General features: G+C 68.6%; 14 protein-coding genes. 7 read left to right on the top strand and 7 right to left on the bottom strand.

All coding sequences use genetic code 11. The features are described from left to right. Nucleotides 1-176: 176 nt before the first annotated feature. The gene (locus EV644_RS03740; protein ID WP_132186949.1) at nucleotides 177-2,378 is read left to right on the top strand and encodes a hypothetical protein; all 2,202 of its coding nucleotides are present in this window, start codon (nucleotides 177-179) and stop codon (nucleotides 2,376-2,378) included. A 22-nt stretch (nucleotides 2,379-2,400) separates the two neighbouring features. Here EV644_RS03740 and EV644_RS03735 read toward each other — a convergent pair whose 3' ends face one another. Beyond that, on the bottom strand, nucleotides 2,401-2,841 hold the full coding sequence (locus tag EV644_RS03735) for a YdeI/OmpD-associated family protein (RefSeq protein WP_132186950.1): 441 nt from the start codon (nucleotides 2,839-2,841) through the stop codon (nucleotides 2,401-2,403). Nucleotide 2,842: 1 nt separating this feature from the next. Next, nucleotides 2,843-5,002: an MMPL family transporter gene (locus EV644_RS03730; RefSeq protein WP_241997763.1), complete on the bottom strand. Its 2,160-nt coding sequence runs from the start codon at nucleotides 5,000-5,002 to the stop codon at nucleotides 2,843-2,845. Nucleotides 5,003-5,175: 173 nt separating this feature from the next. On the opposite strand from EV644_RS03730, the gene EV644_RS03725 reads away from it, so the two are divergent. Genes EV644_RS03725 through EV644_RS03695 form a run of 5 tightly spaced genes read left to right on the top strand, consistent with a single transcriptional unit; the run spans nucleotide 5,176 to nucleotide 14,326 of the window. Beyond that, the gene (locus tag EV644_RS03725; protein WP_132186951.1) at nucleotides 5,176-6,558 is read left to right on the top strand and encodes an MFS transporter; all 1,383 of its coding nucleotides are present in this window, start codon (nucleotides 5,176-5,178) and stop codon (nucleotides 6,556-6,558) included. Beyond that, nucleotides 6,555-12,119, top strand: a complete 5,565-nt coding sequence (gene nirB / locus EV644_RS45995) for a nitrite reductase large subunit NirB (protein WP_241997764.1) — start codon at nucleotides 6,555-6,557, stop codon at nucleotides 12,117-12,119. Before EV644_RS03725 ends, nirB begins: the two co-directional genes overlap by 4 nt. Next, nucleotides 12,116-12,466, top strand: coding sequence for a nitrite reductase small subunit NirD (gene nirD / locus EV644_RS03705; protein ID WP_132186952.1), 351 nt, complete (start codon nucleotides 12,116-12,118; stop codon nucleotides 12,464-12,466). The genes nirB and nirD overlap by 4 nt, the downstream gene beginning before the upstream one ends. Then, the gene (locus tag EV644_RS03700) at nucleotides 12,459-13,583 is read left to right on the top strand and encodes a uroporphyrinogen-III synthase (protein ID WP_241997765.1); all 1,125 of its coding nucleotides are present in this window, start codon (nucleotides 12,459-12,461) and stop codon (nucleotides 13,581-13,583) included. Before nirD ends, EV644_RS03700 begins: the two co-directional genes overlap by 8 nt. Next, nucleotides 13,580-14,326, top strand: coding sequence for a sirohydrochlorin chelatase (locus tag EV644_RS03695; protein WP_132186953.1), 747 nt, complete (start codon nucleotides 13,580-13,582; stop codon nucleotides 14,324-14,326). Before EV644_RS03700 ends, EV644_RS03695 begins: the two co-directional genes overlap by 4 nt. A 4-nt stretch (nucleotides 14,327-14,330) precedes the next feature. On the opposite strand, the gene EV644_RS03690 is transcribed toward EV644_RS03695, so the two are convergent. The 3 genes from EV644_RS03690 to EV644_RS03680 all read right to left on the bottom strand — a co-directional run bounded on the left by EV644_RS03690 (nucleotide 14,331) and on the right by EV644_RS03680 (nucleotide 16,262). Continuing rightward, nucleotides 14,331-14,915 (bottom strand): dihydrofolate reductase family protein, encoded by a 585-nt coding sequence (locus tag EV644_RS03690; protein WP_199239619.1) that lies wholly within the window; start codon nucleotides 14,913-14,915, stop codon nucleotides 14,331-14,333. 31 nt (nucleotides 14,916-14,946) lie between these two features. After that, a complete protein-coding gene (locus tag EV644_RS03685) occupies nucleotides 14,947-15,507 on the bottom strand; it encodes a dihydrofolate reductase family protein (RefSeq protein WP_132186954.1) in 561 nt (186 codons plus the stop codon). Nucleotides 15,508-15,632: 125 nt separating this feature from the next. Beyond that, nucleotides 15,633-16,262 (bottom strand): hypothetical protein, encoded by a 630-nt coding sequence (locus tag EV644_RS03680; protein WP_132186955.1) that lies wholly within the window; start codon nucleotides 16,260-16,262, stop codon nucleotides 15,633-15,635. Between the two features lie 383 nt (nucleotides 16,263-16,645). Here EV644_RS03680 and EV644_RS03675 point away from each other — a divergent pair, with 383 nt between their 5' ends. Continuing rightward, nucleotides 16,646-17,197 (top strand): GNAT family N-acetyltransferase, encoded by a 552-nt coding sequence (locus EV644_RS03675; protein ID WP_132186956.1) that lies wholly within the window; start codon nucleotides 16,646-16,648, stop codon nucleotides 17,195-17,197. 53 nt (nucleotides 17,198-17,250) lie between these two features. Here the strand turns inward: EV644_RS03675 and EV644_RS03670 are convergent, their stop codons facing one another. After that, on the bottom strand, nucleotides 17,251-18,081 hold the full coding sequence (locus EV644_RS03670) for an amidohydrolase family protein (RefSeq protein WP_132186957.1): 831 nt from the start codon (nucleotides 18,079-18,081) through the stop codon (nucleotides 17,251-17,253). Nucleotides 18,082-18,180: 99 nt separating this feature from the next. Continuing rightward, nucleotides 18,181-19,215 carry a Nickel transporter NicT gene (gene nicT, locus EV644_RS03665; RefSeq protein ID WP_132186958.1) on the bottom strand — a complete coding sequence of 345 codons (1,035 nt, stop codon included), beginning with the start codon at nucleotides 19,213-19,215 and terminating at the stop codon, nucleotides 18,181-18,183. Nucleotides 19,216-19,251 lie beyond the last annotated feature (36 nt).

Below are 19,251 nucleotides of genomic sequence, written 5' to 3'. Positions count from 1 at the left end.
GTGGCGGGGTGGTGACCGTGAGGTCCCGGAACCGGTAGAACATCCTGCCGGCGGTCTCCGGGCGGTGTTTCCACGCCGGTGAACACAATCCTGCACCCCAGAACCGCTCGTCCAGTGAGCGCTTTCCTGATCCACCGTCCTCATCCACCTTCCTCATCCACTTTCCCTCCGTCCCATTGCAGTCACGCGCCGCGTCTCGCCAGCCCGGGAAGAGCTGCGGCTGTCCCAAGCGCGACCTTGTCCATGCCTTCTCCTATAGCTTACGTGGCTTGACAGTGCTCGGCCGTCTTGACTTTTCCCTTGTGGATAAGACGAAACGAAGGAGGAGCGATTTGCGAGCGATGATGACTCAGGCTAGAATCGAACGCATGTTCGACAGAGATATCAGCACGCTGACCGCGACCGAGACGCTCACCTCGGCCGCCGAGACGTATGCGCTGCGCACTCGCGCCGATGTCGAACTTCTCGAGCTCGCGCAACACTTCGCGGATCTGCATCCTGATCCGGCGATGGTCCCGGGCCATGTGTCCTTGCCGGGCGGTGAACGCGGTCGCGTCTACGGAGGACCAGGTTGTCCCGGGGTCGCCGAGTTCGCGGTTGCCGAGTTCGGGGCGATGATCGGCCGGTCGGCAGGCTCGGCCGCGAACTTCATGGGCCAAGCTCTCGCCCTGCGCCACCGCCTGCCGCGCATCTGGGCTCAGGTCAAGGGCGGTCACGGCGAGCCCTGGAAGGCCTGCACCATCGCGACTACCTGCCTGGCGCTGTCGATGGAGGCCGCTGCCATCGTGGACCGCCAGGTCGCCTCGATCATCGACACTGTTACCCCGGTGCGCCTGGAAAAGATCGTCAAGGCCGCCGTCCAGCAAGCCGACCCGGAAGCAGCCCGTGCCACCGCCGAGGCGAACGCCAAAGAGCGAGGTGTCTGGGCCGGTCGCGCCGATGATCACGGCACCACCACCTTGTATGTGCGCGCCGCGACAGGCGACGTCATCCACTTCAAGGCAACCATCCGCCAGATCGCCGACGCCCTCGCGCAACTCGGCGACACCGACACCCTGCCGCAACGCAAAGCCAAGGCGATCGGGATCATCGCCGACCCGGCCCTCACCAACGAACTCCTGGCCGTCGCCCACCACCTCACGCCAACGACCACCACACCCCAGACCGCCACGCCTCAGACCGCCACGCCTCAGACCGCCACGCCCCAGACCGCCACGCCCGCAGCGCCCGGGGCCACCGCACCCGCGTCACCACAGGCCACTCCAGCCGAGCCCAGCGCCGGTCCCGCGGCGACCCCCTCGCCACCCAACACCGACTACGCTGCCCCTCCCACCGGCTTGGCTGCGCCAATGGCTGACGAGGACGTGGATTCCGCCGGCCGGTCTGTGCCGCTGACCGGCGAGGACGCAGATCGCATGCTGCGGCCCGTGGGGGCGGCCGACGGGGCTGCAGATAGCACCGACCAGCCCGCGTCGCACGCCGGGAGTGCCGTGGAGGCCGCCGAGAATGCCGAGCATGCCGAGCGTTTGAGGGTCGTCGGGGGTCAGGGGCTTGGCCAGACTCAGGGGAGACCGGCCGGTGATGTTGCGGGTTGTGGAGAGGAGGGGGCGACGGGATGGTTTGTTGTTGATGAGCCTGGCGAGAGCGATGAGGCTGATCGGGATCCGCCGCACCCCAGTGATCCGGCGTACGACCGCCCGTCGTGTTCGGCTGGCCTACCTGATCCAGGGGCAGCGGACGACCGTTGCGCGGAGACCGCTGAACCGGCTCGAGTTGCTGGTCCAGAGATGGACAGTGCCGCGCGCCAGGAGATCGCGAGGAAGTTGGCGGCGATCAAACACGGTGCCTACAGCAACCAGGGCGCAGGCGGCGCCGGGCGCAAGCCTGCCCGGACGACGATCTATGTGCATATCACCGACGAGACGCTGCTGGCCGGCGGTGGGGTCGCGCGGGTCGAGCGCTTCGGTCCCGTCTTCGCGGCCCGGCTGGAGGAGTTGCTCGGCCATGACCAGATCGTCGTGAAGCCGGTCGTCGACCTGAACGACAAGCTCAGCGTCGACGCGTACGAGATCCCTCGCCGGATCCGGGAGCGGGTCAAGCTCACCCACCCGATCGAGCAGTTCGTGTTCGGCGCCGCCGAGACCACCGACAGCGTCGACCTCGACCACATCGCGCCGTTCGACTTCAGTGCAACCGGGCCGCCAGGGCAGACCAGTACAGGCAACCTCACCCCGCTACGGCGCTACAGCCACCGGGTCAAGACCCACGGCGGTTGGCGGGTACGCCGCCTCGACGACGGTGGGCTGGAGTGGACAACCAAACACGGCTTCAAGTTCCGCGTCGACCACACCGGAACCCGCCCACTCACCGACCAATAGCAAGGACCCCAATGGATCGGCACTAGCTGGGCTTGATCATCTCCACGGCCTTGGCGATGCGGCGGGTGCGGGTTTCGGGTTTCTTGGCTTCGGTGATCGCGTTCACGTGTTCGCGGCGGTGGCTGAAGCTGAGTTTGTCGAAGGCCTCCCGTGCACCTGCCGCAGCGAGTGCGGCGGCCAGGTCGTCCGGTACTTCGACTGTTCGCTCGGCGTCGTCTCGGGTGACTGTTACGACTACCGAGTCGCCGGGGCCCTTGCCGAGGTCCGAGCGGATCTGTTTGAGCACGCCGAGCGCCATGCAGCCGCCCATCGACGCGATCGAGCCGCGGTAGGCGATCCCGTCGAAGGTCGCCTGGACCGGGATGCGACCACCGCCACCGAGCGCGTCGAGCACCTCGGCCGGCACCTCGACGTACGCGCCGCCGCCGTTGGCCTCCTGGATCACTGCCTCGAAGGTCTCCATCTCACTCCTTCGCTCGGGAGAGCTTGCTCGGCCACCAGACCTTGCGGCCGATGTCGTAGGCGAGGGCCGGCACCAGCAGCGACCGGACGACGGTCGTGTCGAGCAGCACGCCGAAGGCCACCATGAAGGCGATCTGCACCAGGAACAGGATCGGCAGCACCGCGAGCGCCGAGAACGTGGCGGCCAGGACGACCCCGGCCGAGGTGATCACGCCACCGGTGACGGCGAGTCCGATCAGTACGCCGCGCTTGGTGCCCTGCTCGATCGACTCCTCCCGCACCCGGGTCATCAGGAAGATCGAATAATCGATGCCCAGGGCAACCAGGAAGACGAACGCGTAGAGCGGGATGGACGGATCCGCGCCCGGGAAGTCGAAGATGTGGTTGAACGCCAGCGCGCTGACCCCGACCGTGGCGCCGAACGACAGCACGTTACAGATCACCAGCAGCACGGCCGCGACGACCGACCGGAGCAGCAGCATCAGGACCACGAAGATGACCGTGAGGATGGTCGGGATGATGACCCGGAGATCCCGCTTGCTCGCGTCCAGTACGTCGAGGTTGATCGCGGTGTTGCCGCCGACCAGGATGTCCGGGCTGACCGTGTCCAGCTCGGTGCGCAGGTGCTCGACCACCTTCGTGGCCTCGGGGGAGTCGGCCGCGACCTTCAGCGTCGCCTGCACTAGGACCTTGCCCTCGACCACCTTCGGCGGGACACCGGGCGCGGGTGAGGCCGAGGCCGCCGCGACACCGTCCACCTTCAAAGCGGTCTGAACCACCTGATCGGCTTGGTCCACCGGGGTGAGGATCTGCACGGGAGTGCCGGCGCCCGCGTCGAAGTGCTGAGCCAGCACCTCCTGGCCGGTGACCGACTCGACCTCGTTGAGGAAAAGCTCCTCCTGCGAGATACCTTCAGCCTTGAACGTCGGCAGGAACGCGCAGCAGGCGAGCAGCGCCAGCGCGGTGATCGCCCAGACCCTCCGCGGGCTGCGGCCGACCAGACCGGAGACGCGGCCCCACAGCTTGCGACCGCCGACCTGATCCTTGGCGTGCACGTGGTCGAGACGCGGGATGGCCGGCCAGAAGATCCGGCGGCCGAAGGCCAGCAGGACAGCGGGCAGGAAGGTCATCGACGACACCAGCGCGCCGGCGATGCCGATGGCGCCGACCGGGCCGAGGCCCTTGGTGCTGCCGAGCTGGGCGAACAGCAGGCAGAGCAGGCCGAGGATGACGGTGGCGGCGCTCGCGGCGATCGGCTCGATCGAGGCCCGCCAGGCGACCTGCATCGCGTCGTACTTGCTCTCGAAGTCGTGCAGTTCTTCCTTGTACCGCGAAACGAGGAGCAGGGAGTAGTCCGTCGCGGCGCCGACGACCAGGATGAAGAGGATGCCCTGACTCTGGCCGTTCAGCTCGATCACGTCGTTCTTGGCCAGTGGATAGACCACCAGGGCGGCCAGCGCCAGGCCGAAGACGGCGGTCAGCAGGACGGCGATCGGCAGCACCGGACTGCGGTAGACGACCAGCAGGATCACGAACACGACGGCCAGTGCGACGCCGAGCAGGATGCCGTCGATCCCTCCGAAGGCCACGACGAAGTCCGCGAAGACGCCACCGGGGCCGGTCACGTAGACCTGCAGGCCGGTCGGGGTCAGCGTCTGTTTGATCTCCTGGCGCATCTGGTCGGCGACCGCGAACAGTACGGTCTCGCCTTCCTTGACCACCTCGTCGGCCCGGTCCCCGTCCAGCTCGACGGTGATCAGCAGCGCCTTCTTGTCCTCCGACGGGATCACCGCCCCGACCGGCGAGGCGAGATAGTCCCCGATGGTCTTGCCGTTACCGAGGTCGAGCGTCGGCACGGTGGCGACGAATTCGTTCGCCTTCTGCAGATCGGCCGGGGTGATCCCGCTGTCCCGCACGATCAGGACGAAGTACGGCAGGGCCTTGGAGTCGATGAACTTGGCCGACTCGTTCGCGACCAGGGTGGACTCGGCCTGCTTGGGCAAGAAGTTGGCGTTGTCGTTCTCCTGGACCTCGCTCAGCCGGCCGACCGTCGGACCGCCGAGCGAGCCCACCACGAGCCACGCGATCAGCACGGCGGCGATCCCCGCCCGCCAGGCCCAGCGCCTGTTCTTGTGCCGCGGCGCCGTCTCCTGCTGCTCCACCAGGACCCCCTCGTCGGGTGTTCGTAGACAGGCACAGTACCGACTTCTCTCACTGGCCCACGGGAGGTGTGCGGGAGCCGTTTCGACGGCGTAACAACGAGATGACCGCTCGGAAACACCCCGGTCATAGCGTCCTGGCCTAATCAGTGAGGTCGGATGATCGGAGACGAACGATGACGCTCGAGGCACGACCGGAGGTCGTTACTCCACGCGACCAGGCCGGCGCGGTGGGTACGGTCGAGGCGCCCCGGCGCGGGCGCTGGATCGACGTCTGGGACCCCGAGGACGCCGGGTTCTGGGCGGCGAAGGGACGCCGGGTGGCGCGCCGGAACCTGTGGCCGTCGATCTTCGCCGAGTTCCTCGGCTTCTCGGTCTGGCAGCTGTGGAGCATCGTGGTCGTCTCCCTGCCGGCCGCCGGGTTCGGCTACAGCACGGACCAGATGTTCTGGCTGGTGGCGCTGCCGAGCCTGGTGGGAGCCACGCTGCGGCTGCCGTACACCTTCGCCGTACCGCGGTTCGGCGGGCGCAACTGGACGATAGTGTCCGCATTGCTGCTGCTGATCCCCTCGCTCGGTCTCGCGTACTTCGTCAGCCGGCCGGACACGCCGTTCTGGCTGATGGCGCTGGTCGCGGCCACCGCGGGTGCGGGCGGCGGCAACTTCGCCAGCAGCATGACCAACATCTCCTTCTTCTTCCCCGAGCGGGACAAGGGCTTCGCGCTGGGCCTCAACGCGGCCGGCGGCAACCTGGGCGTCGCGGTGGTCCAGTTGCTGGTGCCGATCGTGATCGTCGCGGGCGCCGGGCTGACGCTCAACCGGGCCGGGCTGATGTGGGTCCCGCTGATCCTGCTGGCGGCGGTGCTCGCTTGGCGGGTGATGGACAACCTGACCGCGGCGACCTCATCTTTCCGTGCCTCCGTGGCGGCGGCGAAGCGGCCCCACACCTGGGTGATCTCGTTCCTCTACATCGGCACCTTCGGGTCGTTCATCGGCTTCTCGGCGGCGTTCCCGCTGCTGATCAAGACGACGTTCCCCGAGATCACGGTGGCCCACATCGCCTTCCTCGGCGCGCTGGTGGGGTCCGTGTCCCGGCCGTTCGGCGGCAAGCTGTCCGACGCGGTCGGCGGCGCCTGGGTGACGGTCTGCGCGTTCGTGGTGATGGGTATCGGCATCCTGTCGGCGATCGTGGCGCTGAACGCGGAGAGCTTCACCGGGTTCCTGCTCAGCTTCCTGGTGCTGTTCGTGGCCAGCGGCGCCGGCAACGGTTCGACGTACCGGATGATCCCCGCGGTGTTCCGGCAGACCACCCGGGACCTCGACGGCGGGCCCGACCTGGTCCGGGCCCGCCGGGAGGCCGCTGCCTGCATCGGGATCGCCTCGGCGGTCGGTGCGTACGGCGGGTTCCTGGTGCCGCGCGGCTTCGCGATGTCGAGCAGCCACTACGGCTCACTCGTCCCGGCGCTCTACTGCTTCTGCGCCTTCTACGTGGTCTGTCTGGGGCTGACCTACTTCTGCTACCTGCGTCGGGGTGGCCCGCTCAGCCAGGAGCGCGTGTGACGGGAGTCGACACCCACTGCCCGTACTGCGCCCTGCAGTGCGCGACGACGCTGCACCCGGCCGACCGGCCGGGTGCAGGGTCGAGCGCCGTGACCGTGCAGCCGCGTGAGTTCCCGACCAACCGGGGCGGGCTGTGCCGGAAGGGCTGGACTGCTCCCGAGGTGCTCACGGTGCCGGACCGGCTGACGAAGCCGCTGGTCCGGGACGACTCCGGAACTCTGGTCCAGACGACCTGGGAGCACGCGCTGGACTTCGTCGCCGACCGGCTCCGCTCGCTGCAGCGCGAGCACGGCAACGACTCGGTCGCGGTCTTCGGTGGTGGCGGGCTGACGAACGAGAAGGCCTATGCGCTCGGCAAGTTCGCCCGAGTCACCCTGCGGACCTCGAACGTGGACTACAACGGCCGCTTCTGCATGTCGTCCGCGGCGGCCGCGACGAACCGGGCCTTCGGCATCGATCGCGGCCTGCCGTTTCCGCTGGCGGACCTCGGCGGCGCCGGCGCGATCCTGCTGGTCGGCAGCAACCTCGCCGAGACGATGCCGCCGGCCGTCGCGCATCTGGCCGGTGCCCGGGACGCGGGCGGGCTGCTGGTCGTCGACCCACGCCGTACTGCGACCGCCGGGCTGAGCGAAGACGGGGCCGGGATCCACCTGCAGGCGACTCCCGGGAGTGACCTGGCTCTGGTGCTCTCGCTGACTCACGTGATCCTGCAAGAAGGCCTGGCAGACACCGCGTACCTGGCAGAGCGGACGGATGACCCGGACGGGCTGTTCCGCTCCATCGCTGCCTGGTGGCCGGAACGAGCCGAGCGCGTCACCGGCGTACCGGCTGTGACGATCAGGAAGGCTGCGCGGGTCTTGGCGGCGGCTGCTCCGGTCCATGGCGGGGCGGGGGCGTTCATCCTGACCGGCCGGGGTGCCGAGCAGCACAGCAAGGGCACGGACACCGTCACGGCCTGCATCAACCTCGCCCTCGCGCTTGGGCTGCCAGGTCGGCTCGGAAGCGGTTATGGCTGCATCACCGGGCAGGGCAACGGTCAGGGTGGTCGCGAGCACGGCCAGAAGGCAGACCAGCTCCCGGGCTACCGGAGCATCGCCGACCCTGAGGCGCGCGCCCACGTCGCGGGCGTGTGGGGTGTGGACCCCGACGAACTGCCCGGGCCCGGCCGCAGTGCGGTCGAGTTGATCGACGGGCTTGGTACGCCGGACGGGCCGCGTGCGTTGCTCGTCCACGGCAGCAACCTGGTGGTATCGGCGCCGAAGCTGGCCTCGGTCCGCGAGCGACTCGCGGCGCTCGACCTGCTGGTGGTGGCTGACGTGGTCCCGAGCGAGACCGCCCTGCTCGCCGATGTCGTCTTCCCGGTCACGCAGTGGGCCGAGGAGGAGGGCACGATGACCTCCCTGGAAGGACGGGTGCTGCGGCGGCGGGTCGCAGTACAGGCTCCTGGCGAGGTGCGGAGCGATCTCGCGGTGTTCGCAGGGCTGGCCGAGCGGCTGCGTCCCGAGGTGCCGTTCTCGACGGATCCGGCCGCTGTGTATGACGAGTTGCGGGTCGCGAGTGCAGGTGGGATCGCCGACTACTCGGGGATCAGCTGGGACCGGCTGGATGCCGGCGAGGTCGTCTTCTGGCCCTGCCCGTCCGACGAGCACCCTGGTACGCCGCGGCTCTTCGCCGACCGCTTCGGTACTCCGGACGGCCGGGCGCGGGTGGTCGTCGTGGATCACCGGGCGGTCGCCGACGACCTGCGGCCGGACGCGCCGTACTACCTGGTGACCGGGCGGTTGCTACAGCACTACCAGAGCGGAGCGCAGACCAGGCGGGTCGCCGAACTGGCCGAGGCGGAGCCGGAGGTGTTCGCCGAGATTCATCCGCGGGTCGCCGCGCAGTTGGGGATCGTGGACGGGCGGCCGGTCCGGTTGCGGACCACTCGGGGTTCGATGGTGCTGCCGGCGCGGGTGACCTCCGACGTACGGCCGGACACGGTGTTCGTGCCGTTCCACTTCGGCGGCGAGGGTAGCGTGAACGAGCTGACCAACGACGCGCTCGATCCGGTCTCGCGAATGCCGGAGTTCAAGGTGTGCGCGGTGGAGCTGACCGCTGAGACGTCGCCCGACTTCTCCACTCGCAGCCGACTGGCCGTGCAGGCCGCCGGGTCGGCGTCAGGCGGTGGGTTCGTACCGGCTCGCGGGACCGCGCAGGCGGCCGCGCAGACAGCAGGGCAGCAGGTACGGCGCGCCGTGGTGCTGGGCGGCGGGGTGAGAGCCGTCGAGGCGGCCGCCACTCTGCGGGAGCGCGGGGTCGCGGTGACGGTGGTGCACGCCGGTGAAACCCTGCTGGACAAGGCGATTCGGACTACAGCGGGACGGCGGATCACCCGAGCTGTTCGTGAGCTCGGCATCGAGGTACTCCTCAACGCCGCGGTGGAAGGGATCGAGCTCAAGGACGGCCGATTCCGTTCCGTGACGGTGAGCGGCCGGGCTGTCTTCGGAGAACTGCTGGTTGACGAGCCCATCGATGACGGGCTGGACGATGTCGTCCGGATCACCGCGGGCGGGCTCGACGTACTGATTCTCGGCGGTCGGGACGAAGAAGGCGAGGCCGTCCGGCTGGAAGACGGCGAGCGTTACGTCCGGGCGGTACTGCGGGACGGCGTGGTGCGGGCGGCCGTGGCGATCAGTGCGCCGGAGGTGGCCGCCGAACTCGTCCTGCTGGCCGATCGGCAGACGCCGGTGCGGGCGGATTCGTTGCTGGCGGCACCTGAACCGCCGAAGCGCAAGGCATTGACGGTCTGTCGGTGCAACGGCGTGACCAGGGCCGCGATCGAGGCGGCGTGGCAAGCGGGTGCCGACAGCGTGGCCGGCATCGCGGCGTCAACCAGAGCGACCACCGGTTGCGGCAGCTGCACAGGGGCTGTCGGTGACCTTCTCGACCGGCTCCGGCGCGGCGAGACCGAACCCGTGCCGACCAGGAGGGCAACCATGACAGAGCTGAAGAAGGCCCGGCATTTGGTGATCGTGGGCGGCGGTATGGTCGCGCACCGGCTGGTGGAAGCACTGCGGTCCCGCGACACCGGGATCGAGTGGCGCATCACCGTGCTGGCCGAGGAGCCGCGGCTGCCGTACGACCGGGTCGCCCTGACCAGCTACTTCTCCGGCCGGGACCCGCACGACCTCTCGCTGGGTGAGCCGGAGCTCTGGGACGACCCGGCGGTGACCCTGCGCAAGGGTGTCACGGTGGCTTCTCTCGACGCCGAGGCGCGCACGGTGCAGACCACTCGCGGCGACGTGATCGGCTACGACGAACTGGTCCTGGCGACCGGCTCGAGCGCCTTCGTCCCGCCGGTCAAGAACAGCGACGTCAATGGTTGCTTCGTCTACCGGACCATCGACGACGTCGCCGCCCTCCGGGTGTACGTCGAGAGGTTGCGGGCCGAGGGCAAGGAGGTTCGCGGTGTCGTGGTCGGCGGCGGCCTGCTCGGACTGGAGGCGGCCGGCGCCCTGCGGGCGTTGGGTGCGGCAACGAAGGTGGTCGAGTTCGCGCCGCGGTTGATGCCACTGCAGGTGGACGAGGGCGGCGGCAGCGCGCTCGCCCGGCTCATCCGCGGCCTCGACGTGGACGTGCTGACCGCGACCCAGGTCACCCGGGTGAAGACGACCTCACAGGGCGCGGCCCGTGCGATGGCAGTTGCCGATGGCCCGGATCTGCCCGCGGACGTCGTCGTCTTCGCCACCGGTGTCCGGCCGCGCGACGAACTCGGCCGGGCCGCCGGCCTGGAGATCGGAGAGCGCGGTGGTGTGGTCGTCGACGACACCTGCCGTACTTCGGTGCCGGGTGTCTGGGCGATCGGCGAAGTCGCCTGCATCGAGGGACGCGTCTGGGGACTGGTTGCCCCGGGCTACGCGATGGCCGAGATCGTGGCCGATCGCCTCCTGGGTGGCGAGGCGACCTTCCCCGGCGCCGACTCGTCGACCAAGCTCAAGTTGCTCGGTGTCGACGTGGCCAGCTTCGGTGACGCCTTCGGAGCCACCGAGGGCGCGCTCGACATCGTGTACGCCGACCCGGTGGCGGGGGTCTACAAGAAGCTGGTGCTGTCCGATGACGCCCGCACGTTGCTGGGCGGAATCCTCGTCGGCGACGCGTCGGCGTACTCGGCCTTGCGACCGATGGTGGGGCGTGAGCTCGGCACCGACCCCGCGTCCTTCTTGCTGCCGGAGGGATCGCAGCCCGCGCAACTGGAACTGCCGGACGACGCGCCGGTCTGCTCCTGCAACAACGTCGCGGCCGGGGCCATCCGCTGCGCGGTGCGCGACGAGGGATGCGGCGATCTGAAGTCGCTGTGCGGCAAGACCAAGGCCGGTACGAGCTGTGGATCGTGTCTGCCGATCGTGAAGAACCTGCTCAACGCCGAACTGGCCGCGGCCGGTGTCGAGGTCAGCAAGGCGTTGTGCGAGCACTTCGCACTGTCCCGGGCGGAGCTGTTCGACGTGGTCCGGGTGACCGGGTTGCGCACCTTCAGTGAGATCGTCGACCGGCACGGAACCGGCCGCGGCTGCGACATCTGCAAGCCCGTGGTCGCCTCGATCCTGTCCAGCCTGGACCCGGCCGGCCACGTGCTTGACGGAGAGCGCGCGACGCTGCAGGACACCAACGACCACGTGATGGCGAACATCCAGAAGGACGGCACGTACTCCGTCGTACCGCGGATCCCGGGTGGCGAGGTGACGCCGGAGGGCCTCATCGCGATCGGCCAGGTGGCCCGCGACTTCGGCCTCTACACCAAGATCACCGGCGGGCAGCGGGTCGACCTGTTCGGCGCCCGGATCGAGCAGTTGCCGGCGATCTGGCAGCGGCTGGTGGATGCCGGGTTCGAGTCCGGCCACGCCTACGGCAAGGCACTGCGCACGGTGAAGTCCTGCGTCGGTTCTACCTGGTGCCGGTACGGCGTACAGGACTCCGTCGGGATGGCGATCGCGCTGGAGCTGCGGTACCGCGGGCTGCGGTCGCCGCACAAGCTCAAGCTCGGCGTCTCCGGCTGCGCGCGCGAGTGTGCCGAGGCCCGCGGCAAGGACGTCGGGGTGATCGCCACCGAGAGCGGCTGGAACCTCTATGTCGGCGGCAACGGCGGGATGACGCCGCGGCACGCCCAGCTGCTCGCCTCCGACCTCACCGACGAACAGTTGCTGCAGGCAATCGACCGGTTCCTGATGTACTACATCCGCACCGGTGACCGGCTGCAGCGGACGGCCGTCTGGATCAACGAGATCGACGGTGGCCTCGACCACGTCCGCGAGGTCGTGCTGAACGACAGCCTCGGCATCGCGGCCGACCTGGACGCGGCGATGGCCGCGCACGTCGACTCCTACGTCGACGAGTGGCAGGCCACCTTGCAGGACCCGGACAAGCTGGCCCGGTTCGTCTCGTTCGTGAACGCGCCGGACCAGCCCGACGCCGACCTGCGCTACGTGGTCGAACGCAACCAACCGCGGCCGGCGACCCCGGCCGAACGCGGTCAACTGGAGCCGGTGCTGCTCGCCGGCCCCCGATTGGAGGTACGTCGATGACCCTGTCGCCGATGACGGAGGCGGCGATCACCGCCGTACCGGTCTGCGCGTACGACGCGCTGCTGCCGGAGCGAGGTGTCGCCGCGCTGGTCGGGGATCGCCAGATCGCCCTGTTCCGCACCTACGACGGCGAGCTGTACGCCCTGGGCAACCAGGACCCGGTGAGCGGGGCGAACGTGATGTCGCGCGGCATCGTGGGCAGCCGTGGTGACGTGCCGACGGTGGCGTCGCCGATGTTCAAGCAGGTGTACGACCTGCGCACCGGTGTCTGTCTGGACGACCCCGAGGTCTGCATCCCGACGTACCGGGTGAGGGTGGCCGACGGCCAGGTGATCGTCGGTGACTAGGCCCGGTCCGCTGAGCGGCTGCACGATCGCCGTCACCGCGCACCGGCGGGCGGACGACCTGATCGCGTCGTTCGAACGCCGGGGCGCGAAGGTGCTGCACGCGCCGACGCTGCAGATCGTGCCGGCCGCCGACGACCAGCCGCTGATCGAGGCCACTCGGCGAGTGATCGCGAACCCGCCGGACGATGTGGTGGTCACCACCGCGGTCGGGTTCCGCGGTTGGGTCGAGGCCGCGGACACCGCCGGTCTCGCGGCGGACCTGCTGACCACGCTGGAGTCGTCGCGGCTGCTCGCGCGTGGTCCCAAGGCACGCGGCGCGATCCGCGCGGCCGGGCTGGTCGAGCACTGGTCCGCCCGGTCCGAGACGACGGCCGAGGTCGTCGACTGGTTGCGCGACCAAGGTGTCGCCGGTCGGAAGATCGTCGTTCAGTTGCACGGCTTGTCGGATCCCGCGCTGCAGGACGAACTCCGTGCGGTCGGTGCTTCGGTGCGCGGACTCGAGGTCTATCGCTGGGGGCCGGCGCCGGATCCGGCCGCCGTCGAGCGGGTGATCGCGCAGATCTGTGCGGGTGGAGTCGATGCTGTCGTGCATACCTCGGCGCCGGGTGCGCAGGCCTTGCTGGATGCGGCCGCGCTGACGGGTCAGTACGACGCGTTGGTGTCGGCGCTGCGGACCGGGCGGGTGCTGAACGCCTGCGTCGGGCCGATCACCGCGGGGCCGTTCGCGGCGTTGGGGCTGGAGCCGTTGGTGCCTGATCGCTTCCGGCTCGGTGCGTTGATCCGGATCGTCACGGATCGGCTGACGGACGACAATGCTCGCTCGGTCGAGACGGCCTTTGGGCAGTTGGTGATTCGCGGCGCCGCCGCGGTGCTGGATGGGGTTGTGTTGCCGCTCGGGCCGGGGCCGCGCGCAGTACTGGCTGCGTTGGTGGCGGCTGGTGGAGATGTCGTGTCTCGGCCTGCTTTGTTGGCTGTTCTGCCCGGTGCTGAAGACGTTCATGCGGTGGAGGTGACGGTCAACCGGCTTCGTACCGCGGTTGGGCGCCCCGAGTTGGTACGGACGGTCGTGCGGCGGGGGTATCGCCTGGCCGTGGAATCGGCAGGCGTGCCCACATGACGGCCGCTGTAGGTGGCGTCGACCTGATCGCGGCAGCGCACGGGACCGCGGATCCTCGCGGGATCCGGACGATCCACGCGCTCGTGCGGCTGATGGCGGCCCAGCGACCGGAGATGCCGATCTCACTCGGCTTCGTGGACGTGGATGTGCCGGCGCTGCCTTCGCTCGTGGACCGGGTTGTTGCTGACAGCAACCAGGCGGTCGTAGTGCCGTTGTTGTTGAGCAGTGGGTATCACGTAGCTGTGGACGTTCTTGGCGAGGTTGCGCGCCGTCCGGGTCAGGTGCAGGCTGCTGCGGCGCTGGGGCCCGATCCTTTGTTGGCTGAGGTTCTTGCCGATCGGTTGCGGGAGAGTCTCGATCCGCGGTCGGTCGGTCTTGAGGAGATCGATCAGGTTGTTCTCGCCGCCGCTGGGTCCTCGGACCGCCGAGCGCTCCTCGATTGCTCCGCCACCGCCGCGATGCTCTCCGCCCTGATCGACCGCCCCGTCGAGGTCGGCTACGTCTCCGGCGCCGGCGAACGCCTCGCACCCGTTCTCGCTCGGACTACCGGCCCCGCAGCCCGCGGTACCGGGCGGGTTGCTGTGGCTACCTACATGCTGGCGCCCGGGTTCTTCGCGGATCGCGTGCGGCGCATCGCCGGCGACCTGCCGGTCAGCGCGCCTCTCGGCGCGGACCCCCGCGTGGCTGGGCTGGCTCTGGCCCGGTACGACGCGGCGCGGGTCCTGTCGGCGGTGGCCGTCTAGGGAGTCAGCGGCGGACGCGGTAGCGGATGTGGGTGGCGTCCGGGGTATCGATCACCCGGACGATGTCCAGCTCGATGCGCGACGGCAGGACGTCGAACAGCCGGAGACCCTCGCCGAACAGCACGGGGACCTGGTGGATCTGCAACTCGTCCAGTACTCCGGCCTCGAGCGCCCGTTGTGCCGTGTACGCGCCATGCACCAGCACGAACTTGTCGCCGGCAGCAGCCTTCGCCTGAGCCATCGCACTCGCGATCCCGTCGGACACGTACGTCACCTTCGGATAGTTCGCCACGGAGGGACCCGGCGGCCGGTGGCTCGGCACGATGATCGGTACGCCGTGGCGATCACCACCCCAGTGATCGACCTGCTCCGCGGTACGCCGGCCGACCACCACGGCGCCGTACTCGTACATGTCGTCGACCAGTTGCCCGGCCGGCCCCAACGGCCGCCTGACCTCCCCGTCCGGCCCGATGCACCAATCGTGCAGCCGGGAGAAGCCGTCACCGCCGGGATTGCCCGGTTCGTCGTTCGGACCCGCGATGTAGCCGTCGAGGGACATCGACATGTAGAGCACTGATTGAGAAGACATTTCGACCTCCTGTGGTGTCAGCCGGTTTGGGCTACCGCGCGGGGCGGCAGGTGGCGATGATGACGCCGGTGGTTGTGGTCACGCTGTCGGTGAGCTCGAGGTCCTGGCGCGCAGCGGGGTCGAAGAGACGTTGGCCGGTGCCCAGTACCAGTGGGTGGATGAGGAGCTTGTACACGTCGATCTGACCCTGGATCGAGCTGATCAGGGCGCCGCTGCCCAGGATGATCAGGTTCTGAGATTCCTTGAGGGCGGGGATGTCCGCTGCCTTGACGACAGTGGAGTTCGCCCAGGGGAGCGGCTCGGCCAGCGTGTTCGAGACGACGTACTTCTGCTGCCGGTTGAGCGCCTCGGTGTACGGGTTGTCCTTCTGCTTCGGCCAGAAGTCAGCGAAATCCTCATAGGTCCGACGCCCGAGCAGCAACGCCGCCGGCGCCGCCTCCGGGTCGCCCATCACCCGCCCCATAGCGTCCTGGCTGTACGGAACAGCCCACCCGCCGTACTCGAACCCACCACGGGTGTCCTCATCCGCCCGCCCCGGCGCCTGCATAACACCATCCAGCGTCACATTGCAGACCACCACGATCTCGCCCATCACACACTCCTAGGGTTGGCAGCAGGCCTCCTTGCCGGCCTCTCACCCCCTACACGAGCACGCCCCGCCCGAATCGACAGCTCTTGTACTGCGCCCCGCATCGCGTCGCACCTGCCATCGGGAAGTTACCTCAAGCTGTGCCAATCGATGGCCTTCACCAGGTCGTCGCGGAGGCGCTGCACCGTCCCGGCGACGCCAACCGGCAGGGCAGCCAGGTCGATCTGAGCGTTGACCACCGCTGTCTGAAGTTCGTGCCAGGTGATCCACGCAACCGTCTCCGCTATCCGGGCCAGCAACTTGTCGAGGGAGGTGTCCAAGCCGGCAGTGCGGGCCAGGACTGGCTCGAGGTACAGGCCGATTGCCTCCTCGACGGGAAGCCGACCGTGGCCCCTTACAGCGAACGGCGGCGGCGCGGGCGTGATTAGAAGGAGCAGCGGTCGGGCATCACCGGCGTCGCGGGCGACGCAGGCGAATTCCCGTGACAGCTGCTCCGACTGGAATGCGGAGTTGCCCATCCCTTTGGCTTCGAGGAGGACATGGCAGCTCGGCGTGGTCAGGAGTCCGTCCGGCTGCACGACGGTGCCGCCGGGAGCCAGGCGCGATTCGTCGGGCAGCAAGGTGACCGTGGCTAGCTCGGCCTCGACGGCAATCAGCTCGCGCGTCTTGTCGGCGCCGTGGGCAGCGCGGAAGACAGCCGCGAGGAAGGTCGAACGCGGCAGGTAGGTCAGTGACCCGAGAACCTCGGCCGTCAGCACATTCTCCCGCCCACGGCCTCCCTCGCGGTAACCGCGGACTTTGGCCCCTTCCCAGGAGATCTCCTCGAGAAGCCGCCCGAGAACGGAACTGTTCGACAAGGTATCCGAGGGTGGTGTGTCCAAGGTCGGCATCCCCCTTACTCTCCAGGCTTTCCAGTGGTACGGCGAGTGCGCCAACGGTCTCACGGAGGTGCTCGGAGAAGAAGCTCAACGCGCGAGTGGGTGAGTCGAGCCCGCCAGCCAGGAATCTCCGGGTGTGGTGTCCGAGGGCTACGCGGAACTAGTAGTCCAGTCGTGGATCGGTATGTGCCTTGGGCTTGGGGCTGTCTGCCGCTGGTGAAAAACCATGTGGCTTCGGCGTACCGCCTGGGTAAGGTTAGGCAATGCCCGAGCTGAAGCCGCTGCATCCTGGTCATGCCCCGGCGGTCTTGGCCTTCGAGTTGGCGAATCGCGCCTACTTCGCCGCCTCGATCTCCGACCGCGGCGACGACTTCTTCGCCCAGTTCACCGACAGGTTCGACGCCTTGCTGGCTGAGCAGGAGGCGGGCATCTGCGCCTTCCACGTGCTCGTCGCCGAGGACAGCTCGGTACTCGGCAGGTTCAACCTGGTCGACATCGAGGACCACACCGCGGAACTCGGCTACCGGGTCGCGCAGCACGTCGCCGGCCGCGGCGTGGCGACCGCGACCGTCGGGGAAGTGTGCCAACTGGCGGCGACCCAGTACGGGCTGCGCACCTTGCGGGCGGCCACGACCCACCAGAATGTCGCGTCCCAAAAGGTGCTGACCAAAGCCGGGTTCGTCCCCGTCGGCCGCGCCGACCCAGCCCACATCGGCGGTAAGCCAGGCACCTGGTATCAGCGCGACCTGGTGCTCGAGCCAGACAGCGCGATCTTGCCTGGGGACCGGCTGCGGGAAGGCCGCGGCCACCGCTGATCATCGGTGTGTGAAGACCAAGGATCTTGCGCGCTGGGGTGCCGGGGGAGCTGCTACTTGCCGTAGAGGGTGGTGAAGTTGTCGGCGAACATCAGTCGACCCAGCTCGCCGTCGCCTGTTGCCGCCGCGAGACGGGCAGCTTCGCCGGCGTAGTCACCCCACGGCTCGTCGCTGGCGAAGAGGACGCGGTCGTGGCCGATGCCCCGGCGCTCGATCTCGCTTGCCAGCCAGCGCGGTGCGAAGCCGACCGCCCAGCTGGTGTCGGTGTACACCTGCTTGCCGGCTTCGATCCAGTCGAAGAAGCGGGAGCTGATCAGCTTGATGTGGCCGCTGATGCCGCCGCCGAAGTGGACCAGGTGGATCTTCGCGTCGTCGCCGTACTTGTCGACGAGCTGGCCGACCTTGTCGATGTCCGAGGCCGCGCCTGGCGAGGTGTGGAAGTGGACGACTAGGTCGTGCTCCCGGGCGACTGCGAACATGTTGTCGAGTTGCGCCTGGCACTCCGGGTCCTCGACGCTCCCACCGAGCAGGAAGCTCGTCTTGAGCGCCTTCACGCCGGGCTCGCCCGCAAGCTCCAGGGCCTTTGCCGTCATCTCGGCGTCCTGGGGCCGCGGTGATACCCACAGACCGCAACTGATCCGGTCGTCCTTCGCAGCGGCCTCCAGCACCAACTGGTTGAAGCCGAATGACACCTTGGCGTCAGGCACCCCGTAGTTGGGGAGGACCAGCGCACGTTCAGTGCCTTCACGGTCGAGGTCGGCAATGAGCTCCGCCAGGGTCGCGCGTGCCGACATGTCCGGATTAACAGGTGCCCCGCCGTAGAACGGGTACGCCGGCATCACACCGATGTGGCGATGGGCGTCGTTGGTCAACTGAGTGGTCATGCACCTGAACTGTAGTCGCGCAGCGTCTCCTATACAAGATAGTTGTGCATTATTGGAAAGATTCGCTCCAGGTCTCGCCTGCCTCGCCAACCAACTGGACTAGTGGGCCCGGTCGGTTGGGCGGATGGTCCAGCGTTCCTCGATTCGGCCGTAGCGCCAGACGAGCAGCGCGACTGCCCAGGTGACGATGAACACGCCGGTGATGACGAGGCCGACGCCGTTCAGGTCGAGTCGGCTGATGGCGGTCAGTGGTCCGGACTTGATGTCGAGCCGGTCGGTCACGATGGACAGGATCTCGATGGTGCCGATGCCGAGTGCGATGGTGACGGACAGCGCGGTGATGACGAGGTTGTAGAAGACTTTGCGGACTGGTTTGATCGCCGCCCAGCCGTAGGCGTAGCTCATGAAGCAGCCGTCGATGGTGTCCAGCAGGCTCATCCCGGCCGCGAAGAGGATGGGCAGGACGAGGACGGCGTACCAGGGCAGGGCGAAGGCCGCGGCTCCGCCGGCGAGCACGAGCAGGGAGACCTCGGTCGCGGTGTCGAACCCGAGGCCGAACAGCAGCCCGATCGGGTACATGTGGCGCGGTTTGCGCACGGCTTTGGTCAAGGGGCGCAGCAGCCGGTTGAGCAGGCCGCGGCGGTCGAGTTGGGCTTCGAGCTCGGTCTCGTCGAGCTCTCCTTGCCGCATCCGGCGGAAGACCCCTGCGATGCGGACGAGTACGACGAAATTGATCAGGCCGATGGCGACGAGGAACACGCCGGACACGGCCGTGCCGATCAGGCCCGTGGTCGATTGGAGCGTCGAGGAGCCGTCCTCGACCTGGCCGACCAGTGAACGGACGCCCAGGGCGAGCAGAAGGCACAGGCCGAAGACGACGCTGGAGTGGCCGAGGGAGAACCAGAACCCGACGGATACCGGTCGCTGCCCGGCCGCGGTCAGCTTGCGGGTCGTGTTGTCGATCGCCGCGATGTGGTCGGCGTCGAACGCGTGCCGCATGCCGAGCGTGTACGCGGTCAGCCCGAGGCCGATCCCGAACCCGCCTTGGACGCCGAGGCTGTAGTGCCCGGGCGCGACCAGCCCCACGAGCACACCCCACCCGGCCACGTGCAGCAGCAGGATGAACGCTCCCATCGCCAGGATCACCAGCCGCACTGGGCTTCGGCCAGC

This window comes from Kribbella orskensis (assembly GCF_004342085.1).
In the GTDB taxonomy this organism is placed as follows: Bacteria; Actinomycetota; Actinomycetes; order Propionibacteriales; family Kribbellaceae; genus Kribbella; species Kribbella orskensis.
Note: the sequence above shows the minus strand (reverse complement) of the source record. Positions and strands in the feature narration are given on the sequence as shown.